Raw genomic sequence first — 15,448 nt, forward strand, 5'->3', positions numbered from 1 at the left:
CGGACACGCGCCATGACTGTCACCTATGACACGACTCATCAAGGGTCCTGCCCAGGTGTCACCCATGTTGTTTTCTCCAGCGAGCCTGCAGATGACCCGTATCGGCAGCAGCATCAAGTGTCTTCCGAGACCGCATCCGCGACGTGTTGCGACCACATGCCATTACCGCCAAGGAAAACGGCGAATTACGCGAAGACCTCGACCCCGACGCCGCCGCCGATTGGTTAGTACGCATCGCACAGATGCTGCTGATGGAACACATGACAGACTCGAACGACGCCGCTGCTGACCGGCGGACAGTTTTTCGTGACTTCGTCATCCCCGGCCTACTCAACCCCAGGCAGTGAGCTTCTGCACCAACAGCGCCACGCACCTTGCGCACGGGGGGCATAGCCCCACCACGCCAGCCACGGGCGCGACCGCGCTCGCTTCTGGACACGAAGTGTTGCACACGAGAGCAAAATCTGGAACCATCCGGCGGCGGTGCGGCAGGGCATGATCCGCGTGGGATCGCGCACTAGCCGTCACCGTGGAAACTTTCACGGAGAACCCCGCCCTGCTGAGCCCGTCTGACCCAACTACGCGAAATAAGTCATGATTCAATACGATTCACACAAATGGCTCGACCATTTTTTTGACATCCGCGGCTCGCTGGTCCGGGAGATCATCGGTCGAGTCTCCCTATGCGTCGCTTGGTCGGCGGCGGTTGTCGCCTTTCACAACTATGTCGCGCCGGTCGGCATGCCGATCCAGTTGCACACTCTCATGGGCCTCGCCCTTGGTCTCCTTCTGGTTTTCCGCACCAGCTCCAGCTATGACCGTTTCTGGGAGGGGCGCAAACTATGGGGAGGGATCGTGAATGAAACACGGAACCTCGTCCGCAGCGCCAGCGTGTACATCACGGGGGATCCGGCGCTGGTCGCTCGACTCACCCGGTGGACAGCCGCCTTTGCCTGGGCGGCCATGCACCGCCTGCGCGGTACCAAAGGCCTCGGGCCGCAAATCGCCGAACTTCCGCCCGCTGAGGCGCAGGAGGCGATCGACGCCGAGCATCCCGCTCTCGCGGTCGCCGGCAACATGTCCGATTGCCTACGGGAGGCGCACGAGCGCGGCCTGATCTCCGACATCATGCTCACGTCGATGGACCAGAACATTCAGCTGCTGGTCGACTACCTCGGCGGCTGCGAACGAATTCACAGAACGCCGATGCCCTTCGCCTACGCCGTTCACCTGCGTCGGGCGCTCGTGCTCTATTGCTTCACGCTCCCCTTCGCCATGGTCGACACGTTCGGCTGGACGACCGTCGTCGACGTCCTGATCATCGCCTACACATTCTTCGGCATCGAGGAAATCGGCGTCGAGATCGAAAGCCCCTTCGGGCATGACGCGAACGACCTTCCCCTCGAGGACATCTGCGAAACGATCCACAAGAACGTCTACGCCCAGGCGGACATTTAAGAAGTGGCCGGAGGCCTCCGCGGCGGTGCGGGCCTCGCCGGACAATCGTTCCGACTCAGTGTTCGCCAAGACTGCTCGTGACGAGCTTGGCCGGTGGCGGGCGAGCGGGCGGCCCACGTGCGAGAAGAACCCCTCAAGACCATTTCGAGAGAATAAACCCGCCCGCTGCAATCACCGCCCGCCTCGCGACGATCCGGTGACACACCTCCCGTGCATTAGGGACTTTGGTCACACCTTATGAGCCAACAGGTTGACCCGCGGCAAACAGGTCACGGATGCGCCACCAGGTACGTCTCGTTATCCAACCCGGCCGTCAACTCCTCTACGTCGAATGGCCGGTCGAGTCGTGCGTGCAGCGTCTTCGGGTCGATCAGCAGACTGATCTCGGCGGTCTGGCGGGCGAACAGGCGGCCGATCAACGGGTAGATGCGGCGCATGATCGCCCGCTCCCCGGACGTGCAGCGCGAGGCGCAGTAGCCGACGTGACCGATCTCGTCGGTGAGGATCTCGCTGTAGAGCAGTCCGATTCGTTCGGCCACCTCGGGTTCGTCGGCAAACAGTGCGACGCCGACCCGGCGCAGCTCGTCGAACATGATGCAGCCCGCCATCTCCGCAGCGCCGACGAACATGAAGCCGAGCCGTTCGGGGAGGAAGACGCCGGTCTTGACGAACTGGCGCATCACGAAAGGCGGCGGGACAACTCGGAAGGTCAGGTCGAAGACGTCCAACGCGTATGCCAGCAGTCGGGTGTGGTAGTGCTCTTCGAGTTCGAGGTAGACGTTTTCGGGGGGCAGGTTCTCGTCGCTGTTGCGCCCGTAGGTTTCGCCGAGTCCGACGCCGAAGCGTTCGGCCTGATTCAGCTTGGCGGTGGCCAGCAGGAAGAGCATCGTGCGGTCCAGCCCGGGTTCGGGTCGCCGGCGGCGCAGATTGCGCAGGAAAGTCGCGCGGTCCGCAGGGTGTGCCGACCGCACCGGGTCGGCTTCCAGGTCCGTGAAAAACTGCTCTCGTTTCGCGAGTTTTCTGTTGAGCAGGTCGGCCTCGCCGTCGCGCCGGGCAAGAAAATCTCGATAGCCCTCGATGCCGGTTCGACTCATCTTTTCTCCATCCCCTTGACAATCGTTGTCACATAACGGTTTAGCTGCGCAGCATCGTGTGTGCCGGTGGCCAACAACGCGAAAAGTCCGGTGAGAAAGAAGGTGCCTAGTTCACCGGCATCCACGGCCGACGACACTTCCCCGGCGTCCTGGGCATTGGCGATCACGCTCACCAGAAAACCCAGCAGCGGGTGCTGTGCCGGCTCATCCGCGACCGGACGCGTCGAGGAGAAGTGCAGGCCCAGCATGTCGCGGAAAACCGTAGTGCCTAAACGAATTTCGGCACCCAGGACATGATCGACGAGTCGGGATAGTACCGATTCCAGATCACCTGCAATCTCCCCGAGCTCACTGACGATCCGGAGTTCCTCGTTGTGTTCCAGCTCGGCGAGCACGTGCTCCTTGGTGGGGAAGTGAAAATAGAACGTCCCCCTCACCACGCCTGCCGACGCGGCGATGGCACTCACGTCGGCCCCGGCCATGCCGCGCGCCGAAATCTCGGCCAGAGCGGCGTCGAACAATCGAGCTCGAGTTTCGCGCCGCCGGGCCTCACGGGCGTTGCCCGTCGTCGGGACGGCCACAGTGGACTCCGGTCGTGCCCCCATGTTGTGTACCGTACGTCAACTGGCTGACGATCGTCAATGACGGTCGTCAATGGGGAGAAGCCGGCTGCATCTGGATCCGCCTCTCGGGTAATGGATAATGGACGCCGTCGGTTCAACACGATGCCGCGGTAAATGTCTCTTGTGGAAAGCCCGCGCGATGTTCACTGTCTTACTCGACACCACCGACCTCGCTAAAGCCGAGGAAGTCGTCAGCGCAAACTTCAGCCGGATCCGCATGGCCGTAGCTGAAGAGGGTGCTTCGGCCCATTGCCGGATAGAGCGTTCGACGGTCGGCTCGATGACCGTCGACGTCGCGGAATTCGACTACACGTTCAGTTACGCCATGGCTCCCCCCGAGCGGATCCTGCTCGCTCGCATCCATTCCGGCTGCATCGATGCGCGTATCGACCGTGGCGTCTCCGAAAGAATCGGCGCCGCGCAGGTCGGGGCGTTCGGCGCCGTCGCCGGGGATTCCCTGATCGGGATGTGCCACCGGGCCAAGCTGGACGTGTTCGCCGTGGACCGGGCCATGCTCAATCACGTCGCGGCCGATCTGCAGGATCCCGGGGAATCGGTGCGACTCACCGGCTCGGTGCCGGTGTCCCGCGCGGCCGGCGCGCGACTGGGCGCCGCGCTGGACCACGTGCGGGAAGCGGTGGCGGTGGATTCGGGTACAGGGCAGCACGCGCTCGTCGCCGGCACGGCGGAGCGTTATATCGCGGCGAGCATGCTCGCTGCCTTCCCGAACACCGCGGTGCTGGAACCCGTCGCCCGGGACCGGCGCGACAGCACCCCGGCGCTGCTGCGACGCGCGATAGCGTTCATCGAAGACAACATCGACGTGGACATCTCGCTACCCGACATCGCCGCCGCCGTCTACGTCACTCCGCGCGCGCTGCAATACATGTTCCGCAAGCATCGTGACTGCACCCCCATGGAGTACGGCCGACGCGTTCGTCTCCATCAGGCCCACCTCGACCTTGTTACCGGCGATCACGAGAGCATGACCGTGGGCGGCATCGCGCGGCGGTGGGGATTCGGACATCTGGGCCGTTTCGCCGTCTACTACCGAGAAAACTACGGCGAAAGCCCGCACGTCACCTTGCGCAGCGGCTAGGGTCCCTCGCTGTCGAGTGAGAACAGCTCGGGCGCAACCGGTTTGGTGCGGTAGGTGCGCGTGCCCGACGAAACGGTCAGCACAATCCGCGGTGTCGGTGCTGCCGTACCCGCCGCAGCGTCGACTCGCCCGGCGGGCGCGGCGAAACGATGCGCATGCTGCAATTCGGTAAGGAAGACGGCGCTGCCCTGCGGCGGGATTTCGTGGGGAACGTCTGCCCCGGCGATGGGTTTTTCGACCGGCACCAGAGACGTCCCGTCCGGATCGGACCGGATCGCCCAGCCGGCGACGTGAAATGGCGCCCGGCCGGCATTGACCACCTTCACCCCGATGATCAGCGGAACGTCCTCGAGTTGTGCTGCGATGGCGATCAACGACTCGCGGACCTCGGAGCTGGCGTCGTTGGTCACCAGGCCATCGGGTGTCAGCCGGCCGACGACCGGGGTGAGTTTGGGACGCGGCTGTTGCGATCGATGGCTGACCAGCTGCCAGCCGAGCGACGCGACGGCGAGCACGGTGGCGATCAGGCCAAGAACGAACCCGGCGACGCTCACCGCGAACCCCAGAAATCGACCATGAGCCAAACCTACTGGGTCGGCCCGGGGAAGAACGATAGCGGGCAAATCGTCACCGATGGTGTGCCGTCGGCGGTGCGCGGCGCGAACCCTGATGATGTTCCAAAAATCCGCTGAACAATTGCTAAGACCGTGTTTTGGCGCGGGATTGTGTCGTGACCCGGCCCTAGCCTCGTTGGGATGAGCACCAAGTACTACCTGCAGAAGGTACCCGTCGAATCCGTTGAACCCGGTTATTCACTGGCCATCCGCGAGCACGGCAAGTTCCGCCTCTTCCAGGTCGAATGTATTCAGACGTCGCAGCGTAGCGGGCAGCCGGTGATGATCACCCTGACCTCGCGAGCCGACGCGGGTCGACCGTGGGTTCTGGAGTACGAAGCCGGTACCCCGGTCGTCCGGCTGTTCGGCGTCTGCGAGGCCGCCGCGTCGTAACTACGCCGGCTTGGTTCCCGTGACGAACTGCAGCGCGCGCTGTGTCTGTTGCTCGACGTCGACCAGGCCGGCCGCGGTGAACAGGTCGACGAATGCGTCTCGGTCGAACATGGTGAGTCCGATCAGGCGGGCCGTGGTGTTGAGGGCAAGGTTGAGCGGTGGTGGCTGGCCGGCGTAGCTGGTGAGGATGGCGATGCGGCCCCCGGGCTGGAGTACCCGAATCATCTCGTGAGCGACTTTGAACGGCTCGGGTATCAGGTACAACGCACCGAAACAGCAAACTGCGTCGAAGGTTTCGTCGCCGAACGGCAACTCGCGGGCATCCCCGCGGACGTAGCAGGTCCGCGGTCCGCTGTTGTCCTGCACGGCCCGGGTCAGCATCGGCTCGGAGATGTCGAATCCGACCGCGAGGCTTCCGGTGGACAGTTGTTCGGCCAGCGGCCCGGTGAAATTGCCTGGCCCGCAAGCCACGTCGAGCAGTCTCTTGGCGCTGCGCAGGTGTAGCGCAGCCGCGGCGCGGCGCTCCTCGGCCACTTGGGTGACACCGCTGGCCAGGTAGAAAGAAGTCGGCCGCCACAGACCTTCGTAGACGGTTGCGACCAACGGGCTGTTCATGGCGCGTTGAGCAAACGTCGGGACCGGGGCGGCCGTCGCTTCGCCCAGCACATCGAGGTAGCCGTGCCGCAGCGTCGCGGGCTTGGTGAGCAGGCTGCGAGTCAGTTCGACTCGGTCCTGGTTGTCGATCATCTCGGGTCCATTTCGGGAGTCCAACTTCTTGGTGCCGACCTGTTGTCAGGCTAGTGCGCGCGAACGCCCGCTTCTTGCAGGGGCGCCCGGGAACGCCATAACCTGGGTCGGATCGGACCCAGTGGGTATGCGTGGACGGGATGGCCGAATTGGGCGGCGTGGGGGCCGAAGAACTCGCGGGTATGGACATCTTCGCCGGATGTCCGGTCGAGGACCTGCTACCGCTGGCATCCTGCCTGTCGCCGCTGCGTGCCCCGGCCGGGCAGACGCTGATGCGCCAAGGGGAGCAGGCCGTCTCGTTTCTGCTGATCAGCTCGGGCAGCGCCGAGGTGATGCATGTCGGGGACGACGAAACGGTGATCGTCGAACAGTTGGTGCCCGGCATGATCGTCGGGGAAATCGCGTTGCTGCGGGATATCCCGCGCACTGCCACCGTCACCACGGTGGAACCGCTGACCGGCTGGATCGGCGGCAAAGAAGCCCTGATGATGATGGTGCACATCCCCGGGACCATGGACCGGTTGCTACGCACGGTCCGCCAACGCCTGGCTGCCTTCATCACTCCGGTCCCGGTGCAGATGCGCGACGGCAGCCAGCTGATGCTGCGTCCCGTCCTGCCCGGCGACAGCGAACGCACCGTGCATGGACACGTCCATTTCTCCAGCGAGACGATCTACCGTCGCTTCATGTCGGCGCGGGTACCGAGTTCGGCGATGATGCATTACCTGGCCGAGGTGGACTACGTCGACCACTTCGTCTGGGTCATGGTCGACGGCAGCGACCCCGTCGCCGATGCACGCTTCGTGCGCGACGAGAACGATCCGACGGTCGCCGAGATTGCGTTCACCGTGGCCGACGCCTACCAGGGACGCGGCATCGGAACCTTCCTCGTCGGCGCGCTCTCCGTGGCCGCCCGCGTCGATGGTATCGAAAGATTCTCTGCGCGAATGCTTTCCGACAACCTGCCGATGCGCACCATCATGGACCGGCACGGCGCCATCTGGCAGCGCGAAGACGTCGGAGTCATCACCACCGTGATCGACGTGCCACACGAGCTGGGATTCGGCCGGGCGCTGGAGGAACAGATCAGGCAGGTCGCCCGGCAGGTGATCGAGGTGGTGAGTTGATCGGCGGTGTGGCCCGCTCGGCGTGATAGGAACGGACATGCGGCCGTTCTGGTTTGGCGGGTTGCCGACCCTGCTGCTGGCGGCCTGCGCCGCACCGACCCCGCCGGCGCCCTCGTATCCGGGTGCCGCGCCGTCTTCGCCGGGGCCGATCGCCGCGATCAATCCCGCCAACATTCGGCGGGTAGGGCGTGAGCTGCCGCCCGGCTACGAGGTGTCCAACATCGCCCGCGCCGCCTCACCGCGGGCCATCTGGGGTTTGGGCGGGGAACCGGCGGCCGACCCGCCGGAATGCATGGCCCTGGCCGACCCGGTGGGCGGCCGCGACCAGCCCGCGCAGGGGGTGTCCGGTTCCGGTTCGGGCGGAATCGTCGACGCGGTGGTCGTGGCCGCGCCGAATGCACTGGCCCCTGACGTCGTCGCTGCCTGTGCGCACTGGGACCTGACGGCCGGGCGCACCGTGGTGAGTGTGGGTCTGTCCGACGCGCCGCAGGTGGAGGGTGCGCAAACCCTGGGGATGGTCGCCGACATCCGGGCGGCCGTCGAGTCGGGCAGTGAAATCGATTCACGGGCATACACCTTCGTCGCCTACCTCGGCGGCTACTACGCGTTCACCACCCTCACCACCGACCCTGGATCGATCCTGCCGCCACTGCCGTCGCAGTTCGCCGCCGATCTACTGGTCAAAACGGTCTCGACGTTGCGCGGCTGAGCACCCGGGTTTGGGTAGATTGGCCACGATGTTCAAGGTGGTGCTCGCACTCGGTTCGGCGTGCCTGCTCGTCGGATGCTCCCCGGGACCTGATTCTTCGCAGCCCGCCAAGGGTGACATCGCCAAAATCGCCGACCTGAAGTCAAGCTTCGGGCCCGAGTTCAAGGTCACCGACATCACTCCCAGGGCCATCGACCCGCAGTTTTTCGCCGCCCGCAAGCTGCCCGACGGGCTCCTGTTCGACCCGGCGAGCTGCGCCAAGGCAGCGGTCGGGCCGGATATGCCGGAGGGACTGCAGGGCAACATGGCCGCCGTCTCCGCCGAAGGCAACGGCAACCGTTTCGTGGCGATCGCGGTCGAGACCTCCAAGGCGCTGCCGGTGCATGACCCCGGCAAGGAGTGCGCCAAAGTCGGATTCTCCGGTGCCCAGTTGCGCGGTGCCATCGAGGTGATCGACGCCCCGCACATCGACGGCGTGCACACCCAGGCCGTACACCGGGTGCTGCAGGCACTGGTGGACGGGGCGCCGCGCACCGGGGAGCTCTACGACTACGTCGCGCAATTCGGCGACTACCAGGTGATCGTGATCGCCAACCCACTGGTGGTTCCCGGGCAGCCGGTGGCCAAGGTCGACACGCAGCGGGCCCGCGACCTGCTGGTCAAGGCGGTTGCCGCGGTGCGGAGCTAACGTACGCCGCGAGGGCGGAACTGGATGCTCACCCGGGGACCGCCCGCCGTCGTGGTCTTCGGAACCGAATGCTCCCAGGTGCGTTGGCACGATCCACCCATCACCAGCAGATCGCCGTGCGCCAGCGGCAACCGCAGGGACGGGCCGCCGCCGCGCCGTCTCATGGCAAACGTGCGTGTGGCACCCAGGCTGACGATCGCGACCATGGTGTCCTCGGTGCTGCTGCGGCCGATGGTGTCACCGTGCCAGGCCACGCTGTCCGATCCGTCGCGATAGCAGCACAATCCGACGGTGGTGAAGGGCTCGCCCAACTCGCCGCCGTAGATGTCGTTGAGCCGCCGACGCAGCCGTGCCAGCGCTGGGTGCGGCGGATCTTCCACAGTGAGATCGTGAAAACTCACCAGCCGGGGAACGTCGACCACCCGGTCGTACATCTGCCGGCGTTCGGCCCGCCACGGCACCGTTTGCAGCAGCGCCTCGAGCAGGCTCAGGCCGTCTGTCGCCCCACCGCCCAACCAGTTTGCGCGGATGTCGATGAAGGCGCCGTCGCCGAGTTGTCTGCGTTCGTTGTGCTCGAATAGCGAGCCCTGAGCCGCGATCGCCACGGATCCGAGTCTATCGCACACCAGTTCGATGGATCAGCGTGTGACGCGCCCGACGCGGTGTGCGCGGCTACCGTTTGAGCTGTGGACGTCGAGCTGGGTGTGAACTCTGAAGTGGGCGCGCTACGGGTCGCCATCCTGCACCGCCCCGGCGCGGAGCTGCGCCGGCTCAATCCCGGCAACACCGACCAGTTGCTGTTCGACGGCCTGCCCTGGGTGTCGCGCGCCCAGGAAGAGCACGATCAGTTCGCCGAGCTGTTGCGCAGCCGCGGTGTCGAAGTGCTGCTGCTGTCGCAGCTGCTGACCGAGGCGATGCAGCACAGCGGAGCGGCGCGAATGCAGGGCGTGGCTGCCGCAGTCGATGCGGCGCGGCTCGGAACCACTCTGGCACAACACCTTTCGTCCTATCTGCGGCGTCTGGAACCGGGTTCCCTGGCTGAGCTGCTCACGGCCGGCATGACGTTCGACGAGTTGCCGTCCAGCACGCGCACCGAGGTGTCGCTGGTGCTGCGCATGCATCAGGGCGCCGATTTCGTGATCGAACCGCTGCCGAACCTGGTGTTCACCCGGGACTCGTCGATCTGGATCGGGCCCCGGGTGGTGATCCCGTCGCTGGCCCTGCGGGCGCGCAGGCGTGAGTCGTCGCTTACCGACATCATCTACGCCCACCACCCGCGGTTCACGGGTGTGCGGCGGGCTTACGAGTCGCGCACCGCGCCCGTGGAGGGCGGGGACGTGCTGTTGCTCGCCCCTGGTGTGTTAGCGGTGGGAGTGGGCGAGCGGACCACCCCCGCCGGGGCAGAGGCCTTGGCGCGCAGTCTTTTCGATGACGATCTGGCGCATACGGTGCTCGCTGTCCCGATCGCTCAGAAGAGGGCACAGATGCATCTGGACACCGTCTGCACGATGGTCGACGTCGACGCGGTGGTGATGTACGCCAACATCGTCGACACGCTCTCGGCATTCACCCTGCGGCGTACGGCGGACGGCGTGGCGATCACCGACGCCGAACCGTTCGCGGAGGCGGCGGCCGCCGCAATCGGCATCGAGAAGTTGCGGGTGATCGACACCGGCGGCGATCGTGCGGTCGCCGAACGCGAACAGTGGGATGACGGCAACAACACACTCGCGCTGGCGCCCGGCGTGGTCGTCGCCTATGAACGCAACGTCGCGACCAACACCCGGTTGCAGGAAGCCGGCATCGAGGTTCTGACCATCGCCGGCTCCGAGTTGGGCACCGGCCGCGGGGGGCCCCGGTGCATGTGCTGCCCGGCGTCGCGGGGCCCGGTCTAGCTTCGGGTTGGCGTCGAGATGGCCGCGAGGGTTGCGGTTTCAGGTCGTTTCACAGCCGCTACGGCAATGTCGACGGGCGCGGTCCGTCGGAGCGGGTTATCCACAGCGGCTACGGCAATCTGGCTGGGCATGGGCGGGCGACGGCTGCATCATTCCGCGCGTGGCGCAAGTCTTTCGCGGCAGCGAAGCGTTGGCGGGTGGTGCCCTGACCCGCGGCCAATTGCGATGGAATTACCGCAGGATCCACCATGACGTGTACCTGCCCAAGAACGCACCGAGGTCGTTGCGGGACAACGCCGAGGCGGCGTGGCTGTGGTCCGGCCGCCGGGGCATCATCACGGGACGTGCCGCCGCGGCCCTGCACGGTGCCAGGTGGATCGATGACTTCACCGCGGTGGAGTTGTTGGGCCCGCTGCATCACCCACCGCCCGGGGTGATCATTCGCCGGGATCGAATCAGCGCCGACGAAGTCACAGGGCTGTCCGGCCTACCCGTGACGACCCCGGTACGAACGGCTTTCGATATGGGCCGGCATCAGCCCCGCAACGTGGCGGTCACTCATCTCGACGCGCTGGCCGCCGCAACCCGGCTGGCCGAGGCCGACGTGCAACCACTGCTGACCCGGTACAAGGGAGCCAGGGGTATCCGCTTGTGCCGAAATGCGTTGTTTCTGATGGATGGTGGCGCGCAGTCCCCGCGGGAAACCTGGCTGAGGTTGTTGCTCATCGACGGCGGTTTACCCCGACCCGTCACCCAGATTGAAGTTCGGGACGCGGCAGGTTATCGGGCCTGCCTGGATCTGGGATGGGAAGGGCCGATGGTCGCGGTCGAGTACGACGGCGATCAGCACCGCACCGACCGCCCGCAATACGTCAAAGACATCAGGCGGTGGGAGATGCTCGAAGATCTCGGCTGGCGGGTCATCAGGGTGGTCAAGGAAGACCGGCGCGATCGCATCCTGACGCGGGTACGTAACGCGCTCGCAGCCCGCGGATTCCCATCGTGAACTCAGCGAAGTTGCCGTCGTGGTTGTGGTCGGCGGCCCAACAGCGACCGCTACGGCAAGCTCGGCGCCAGAAAGAGCTAGCGCCAGCTGGGCAACCAGATCTCCATGTCCCAGGTCTGCTGAGAAATGGGCAGACCGGTCAGCACCGGGAACAGCCAGGCGAAGTTCGTCACCACCAGCGACACATAGCAGCAGACGAAAATGAGCCCCAACGTGCGCCGCTCCTTGTTCTGGCGCCGTTGGTGCAGGATGTCGCCGAGGATGAGGGCGATCGCCATCACCAGGAACGGCCCCATGGTCGCTGCATAGAAGAAGTACATCTGCCGGTCGATCTCGGCGAACCAGGGCAGCCATCCGGCGCAATAACCGACCCAGACGGCCGCATAGCGCCAATCACGGCGCACCACCATGCGCCAGGAGGTGTAGAGCAGCACCGGAACCGCCAGCCACCACAGTGCCGGGGTGCCGACCAGCATCACGGCCTTGACGCAGGACTGCGCCCCACAACCGGGAACGTTGTTCTGGTCGATGGCATACAACACCGGCCGCAACGACATCGGCCAGCTCCACGGCTTGGATTCCCAGGGGTGGTAGTTGCCTGCCGAGTTGGTCAAAGTCGCGTGGAAATGGAACGCCTTCGCGGTGTAGTACCACAGCGACCGAACGGCGTCGGGCAGCGGCACCACGCTGTCGGGTCCGATCGTCTGGCCTACCTGATGGCGGTCGATCGCCGTTTCGGAGGCAAACCAGCCCGCATAGCTGGCCAGATACACCCCGAAGGGAATGAGCACCAGGGCGTACGCCGACGGGACGAGGTCGCGCCGCAGGGTCCCCAGCCACGGCCGCGGTACCTGGTACTGGCGGCGGGCGGCCACGTCGAAAGCCAGCGACATGACGCCGAAGAACGCCATGAAGTACAGGCCGGACCACTTGGTCCCGAACGCCAGGCCCAGCAGCACTCCGGCGCCGAAGCGCCACCACCGCACACCCAGCCGCGGGCCCCAGACCGTCTCGGCGCCGCGCCCCGCCAGGAAGGCGTTGTGCATCCGCGCGCGGACCTGGTCCCGGTCGACGATCAGCGCGCCGAACGCCGCTACGACGAAGAACGTCAGAAACCCGTCCAGCAACGCGGTTCGCGCGGTCACGAAGCTGACGCCGTCGCAGATCAGCAATAGCCCGGCGATGCCGCCCACCAGACTCGAACGGCTGATTCGCCGCACGATCCGGGTGACCAGCACCACCAGCACCACACCCAACAGCGCGCCGCTGAACCGCCAGCCCCAGCCGGTGTAGCCGAACAGCGCCTCGCCGATCGCGATCAGCTGCTTGCCGACGGGTGGGTGTACCACCAAGCCGAAGCCCGGATTGTCTTCCACCCAGTGGTTGTGCAGGGTCTGCCACGCCTGCGGGGCGTAGTGCTTCTCGTCGAAGATCGGTGTGCCCGAATCGGTTGGTGAGCCCAGGTTCAGAAACCGGGTGAGTATGGCGAGCAGGGCTATGACGCCGGTGACGGTCCAGCCCCGCAGCCGGTCCACCGGGCCGAAGTCGGCGACGGGCGCCAGCGGCCCAGGGCTGACGACGGGTGTCTCGGGACGTGCGGCGCGCTCCTGGTGGCCCTCGTCAAGGCCGGCCTCGCTGACGGAGGATTCTTGGGGCGGGGCGGTCATCACGTCGATCGTAGGCTGTCCGTCATGACCACTGGGCGCCTGTTGCTGGGTGCGACCCCGTTGGGGCAACCGTCCGATGCCTCGCCACGCCTGATCGAAGCGCTAGCCGAAGCCGATGTGGTGGCCGCGGAGGACACGCGCCGGGTGCGCAACTTGGCCAAGGCGCTCGACGTCGCCATCGGCGGACGGGTGCTCAGCCTGTTCGACCGGGTCGAGAGCACGCGGGTGGGCACGCTCGTCGAGGCGATCGGCTCGGGCGCCACCGTGCTGGTGGTCAGCGATGCCGGCATGCCGATCATCAGCGATCCGGGCTACCGCCTGGTTACGGCTTGCATCGCGGCCGGCCTGCCGGTGCAGTGCCTGCCGGGGCCATCGGCGGTGACGACCGCGCTGGTGGTCTCCGGTCTGCCCGCGGAGAAGTTCTGCTTCGAAGGCTTCGCCCCCCGCAAAGGCTCAGCGCGCCGGACTTGGCTGGCCTCCCTGGCCGAAGAGCGGCGGACCTGCGTGTTCTTCGAATCCCCGCGCCGGTTGTCCGCCTGCCTGCGCGACGCGGTCGAGCAGCTCGGCGGTGGTCGGCAGGCTGCGATCTGCCGGGAACTGACCAAAGTTCACGAGGAAGTGGTGCGCGGGTCGCTGGACGAGCTGGCGGCCTGGGCGGCCGGTGGCGTGCTCGGCGAGGTCACCGTGGTGCTGGCCGGTGCCACGCCGCGCGCCGACCTCTCGACGCTGGTCAACGACCTGGTCGCCGAGGTGGAGAACCTGGTCGCCGGTGGCATCCGCATCAAGGATGCGTGTAGCCACGTAGCCGCCGGATACCCGGATGTGCGGGCGCGGCAGCTCTACGAAGCCGTCCTCATCTCGCGGCGGGAAGCCGACGAGTCGGCCGAAGAGTAGCCGGGGCCCGATTCAGGACCTCAGATGCAGGGCCCGCCCGGTATCGGGCACAGCGGCGGGTGCGGTATGCCCGGCAAGGCGGGCAGCGGTGGCGGGGGAGGGAGGGCCGGCAGGCCCGGCAAACCCGGCAAACCCACCGGCAGGGCCGGCAATCCGGCGGGAATGCCGGCCGCGGCGGCCATCGCCGGCAGTGCGGCGAGCACCGTGGCCGGGTCGATGCCGGGCAGGGCCGGTGCACCGCCGAGGAGTGACGGCAACACCGCCGCCAGCATCGCGGGATCGACGCCCGGGATACCGCCGGTCAAGGCCGGCAGCGCGGCCGCCAGCATCGCCGGGTCCAGGCCCGGTATCGGCGGCAGACCCGGAATTCCGGCGGCCAGTGCCGGCAGCGCGGAAACCAGCGCCGCGGGGTTCACCCCCGGCAGGCTCGGCAGCCCCGGGATACCGCCGGCGGCAGCCAGCGCGAGCAGGTCCGTCGGGGACACGCCCGGCAGCCCGGGCAGTCCCGCGGAGGCCAGCGCCATCAGGCTCGCCGGCGAGATGTCCGGCAGCCCCGGCAGGCTCAGACCGGGCAGGCCACCGGCCGCGGCCAACCCGATCAGACCCGCCGGCGACAGACCCGGCAGGCCGGGGATGTTCAGGCCCGGCAGACCTGGCAGGCTCAGCGCCGGCAGAGCCGCTGCCGGCAGCGCCGCAGCGGCCGACGGCAACAGCATCGAGCCGATCGAGTTGAGCCCTGATTGTGCCGCGGGCAGGATGCCCGAGGAATTCAGAGCGTTGTAGGCCAACACCACGTAGGTCACGGCCAGTGCGCTCGTGGAAACGACACTGGCGACGGTGTTTCCGACGCCCAGGACGCCGTTGACCACGGCTGACGCGGCGTTCACCCCGTACGGCACGCTGGCCAGGCCGGCCACGCCGCCGGCTACGCCATACAGGTCCGGTATGCCGGGGATGCCGACCCCGGGCACGCCGCCGATGCCCGGAAGCGCCGCCGCATTCGGATCGAAGCCCGGGGGCAGCGCATTGGGCGGCGGGCTGACACTGTTGATTCCGCCCGGCGACAGCGGGGATCCGGCCGGTGACGGATTGGGCGGCACGTACGCCGCGGGCTCGGCCGGTCGCGGCGCCACCGCCGGTGAGACTGGCTCCGGCGGCTCAATGGCCGACGGGATGCCCGTGGGCGCCGCCGCGGATGGCTTCCCCGTCTCCGGCATCAGGACCGAAGCCAGTTTGTCGCACTGCTGACCTGCGCTGCAGGTGCCGCCGGGCGACGTCCTGCTCTGGTTGGAAACCGTCAAGGGCGCCACCGCCAGCGCACCACCCAACACGGCGGCAGCCGCAGCGCCAACGATGGCAACTCTCATGACAGTCCCTTCCGCACCCGCTCGCGTCTGACATGCAGAGATCACACGTCGATGGCAGCAGCTTATG

17 protein-coding genes are annotated in these 15,448 nt (G+C 66.7%); 10 read left to right on the plus strand and 7 right to left on the minus strand.

Features of this window, described 5'->3' with window-relative positions:
* Positions 1 to 143 precede the first annotated feature (143 nt).
* Positions 144 to 347, plus strand: a complete 204-nt coding sequence (locus AC5Y7D_RS16970; RefSeq protein ID WP_499925986.1) for a hypothetical protein — start codon at positions 144 to 146, stop codon at positions 345 to 347.
* A 247-nt stretch (positions 348 to 594) separates the two neighbouring features.
* Positions 595 to 1,458 carry a bestrophin family protein gene (locus AC5Y7D_RS16975; protein ID WP_499925988.1) on the plus strand — a complete coding sequence of 288 codons (864 nt, stop codon included), beginning with the start codon at positions 595 to 597 and terminating at the stop codon, positions 1,456 to 1,458.
* A 269-nt stretch (positions 1,459 to 1,727) separates the two neighbouring features.
* Here the strand turns inward: AC5Y7D_RS16975 and AC5Y7D_RS16980 are convergent, their stop codons facing one another.
* Both AC5Y7D_RS16980 and AC5Y7D_RS16985 read right to left on the minus strand, forming a co-directional pair.
* Positions 1,728 to 2,552, minus strand: a complete 825-nt coding sequence (locus tag AC5Y7D_RS16980) for a hypothetical protein (protein WP_499925990.1) — start codon at positions 2,550 to 2,552, stop codon at positions 1,728 to 1,730.
* Entirely contained in the window at positions 2,549 to 3,133 is a 585-nt protein-coding gene (locus tag AC5Y7D_RS16985) for a TetR family transcriptional regulator (protein WP_499925992.1), read from the minus strand. The genes AC5Y7D_RS16980 and AC5Y7D_RS16985 overlap by 4 nt, the downstream gene beginning before the upstream one ends.
* 181 nt (positions 3,134 to 3,314) lie before the next feature.
* Between AC5Y7D_RS16985 and AC5Y7D_RS16990 the strand changes: the two genes are divergently transcribed.
* On the plus strand, positions 3,315 to 4,274 hold the full coding sequence (locus tag AC5Y7D_RS16990) for a helix-turn-helix transcriptional regulator (protein WP_499925994.1): 960 nt from the start codon (positions 3,315 to 3,317) through the stop codon (positions 4,272 to 4,274).
* Here AC5Y7D_RS16990 and AC5Y7D_RS16995 read toward each other — a convergent pair.
* On the minus strand, positions 4,271 to 4,828 hold the full coding sequence (locus tag AC5Y7D_RS16995) for a hypothetical protein (RefSeq protein WP_499925996.1): 558 nt from the start codon (positions 4,826 to 4,828) through the stop codon (positions 4,271 to 4,273). The two genes, AC5Y7D_RS16990 and AC5Y7D_RS16995, sit on opposite strands and share 4 nt — an antisense overlap.
* Before the next feature lie 201 nt (positions 4,829 to 5,029).
* Here AC5Y7D_RS16995 and AC5Y7D_RS17000 point away from each other — a divergent pair, with 201 nt between their 5' ends.
* Entirely contained in the window at positions 5,030 to 5,281 is a 252-nt protein-coding gene (locus AC5Y7D_RS17000; protein ID WP_499925997.1) for a hypothetical protein, read from the plus strand.
* Here the strand turns inward: AC5Y7D_RS17000 and AC5Y7D_RS17005 are convergent, their stop codons facing one another.
* Entirely contained in the window at positions 5,282 to 6,028 is a 747-nt protein-coding gene (locus AC5Y7D_RS17005; protein WP_499925999.1) for a class I SAM-dependent methyltransferase, read from the minus strand.
* Positions 6,029 to 6,159: 131 nt separating this feature from the next.
* On the opposite strand from AC5Y7D_RS17005, the gene pat reads away from it, so the two are divergent.
* The 3 genes from pat to AC5Y7D_RS17020 are packed head-to-tail and all read left to right on the plus strand — an operon-like array spanning position 6,160 to position 8,552.
* The gene (pat, locus tag AC5Y7D_RS17010; RefSeq protein ID WP_499926001.1) at positions 6,160 to 7,155 is read left to right on the plus strand and encodes an acetyltransferase Pat; all 996 of its coding nucleotides are present in this window, start codon (positions 6,160 to 6,162) and stop codon (positions 7,153 to 7,155) included.
* Between the two features lie 37 nt (positions 7,156 to 7,192).
* Positions 7,193 to 7,864, plus strand: a complete 672-nt coding sequence (locus tag AC5Y7D_RS17015; RefSeq protein WP_499926003.1) for a DUF5642 family protein — start codon at positions 7,193 to 7,195, stop codon at positions 7,862 to 7,864.
* Between the two features lie 28 nt (positions 7,865 to 7,892).
* On the plus strand, positions 7,893 to 8,552 hold the full coding sequence (locus AC5Y7D_RS17020; protein WP_499926005.1) for a DUF5642 family protein: 660 nt from the start codon (positions 7,893 to 7,895) through the stop codon (positions 8,550 to 8,552).
* Here AC5Y7D_RS17020 and AC5Y7D_RS17025 read toward each other — a convergent pair.
* Positions 8,549 to 9,157, minus strand: a complete 609-nt coding sequence (locus AC5Y7D_RS17025; protein ID WP_499926006.1) for an alpha-ketoglutarate-dependent dioxygenase AlkB — start codon at positions 9,155 to 9,157, stop codon at positions 8,549 to 8,551. The two genes, AC5Y7D_RS17020 and AC5Y7D_RS17025, sit on opposite strands and share 4 nt — an antisense overlap.
* Positions 9,158 to 9,238: 81 nt before the next feature.
* Between AC5Y7D_RS17025 and arcA the strand changes: the two genes are divergently transcribed.
* Together arcA and AC5Y7D_RS17035 are read left to right on the plus strand one after the other, a co-directional pair.
* Positions 9,239 to 10,447 (plus strand): arginine deiminase, encoded by a 1,209-nt coding sequence (arcA, locus tag AC5Y7D_RS17030; RefSeq protein ID WP_499926007.1) that lies wholly within the window; start codon positions 9,239 to 9,241, stop codon positions 10,445 to 10,447.
* Between the two features lie 160 nt (positions 10,448 to 10,607).
* Complete coding sequence (locus AC5Y7D_RS17035) at positions 10,608 to 11,453, plus strand: endonuclease domain-containing protein (RefSeq protein ID WP_499926008.1); 846 nt, start codon at positions 10,608 to 10,610, stop codon at positions 11,451 to 11,453.
* A gap of 77 nt (positions 11,454 to 11,530) precedes the next feature.
* Here the strand turns inward: AC5Y7D_RS17035 and AC5Y7D_RS17040 are convergent, their stop codons facing one another.
* Positions 11,531 to 13,120, minus strand: a complete 1,590-nt coding sequence (locus AC5Y7D_RS17040; protein WP_499926009.1) for a dolichyl-phosphate-mannose--protein mannosyltransferase — start codon at positions 13,118 to 13,120, stop codon at positions 11,531 to 11,533.
* A 24-nt stretch (positions 13,121 to 13,144) separates the two neighbouring features.
* Between AC5Y7D_RS17040 and rsmI the strand changes: the two genes are divergently transcribed.
* Positions 13,145 to 14,014, plus strand: coding sequence for a 16S rRNA (cytidine(1402)-2'-O)-methyltransferase (gene rsmI / locus AC5Y7D_RS17045; protein WP_499926011.1), 870 nt, complete (start codon positions 13,145 to 13,147; stop codon positions 14,012 to 14,014).
* 20 nt (positions 14,015 to 14,034) lie between these two features.
* On the opposite strand, the gene AC5Y7D_RS17050 is transcribed toward rsmI, so the two are convergent.
* Complete coding sequence (locus AC5Y7D_RS17050; protein WP_499926013.1) at positions 14,035 to 15,381, minus strand: hypothetical protein; 1,347 nt, start codon at positions 15,379 to 15,381, stop codon at positions 14,035 to 14,037.
* Between the last annotated feature and the right edge of the window lie 67 nt (positions 15,382 to 15,448).

This window comes from Mycobacterium sp. NGS49 (genome assembly GCF_059812565.1).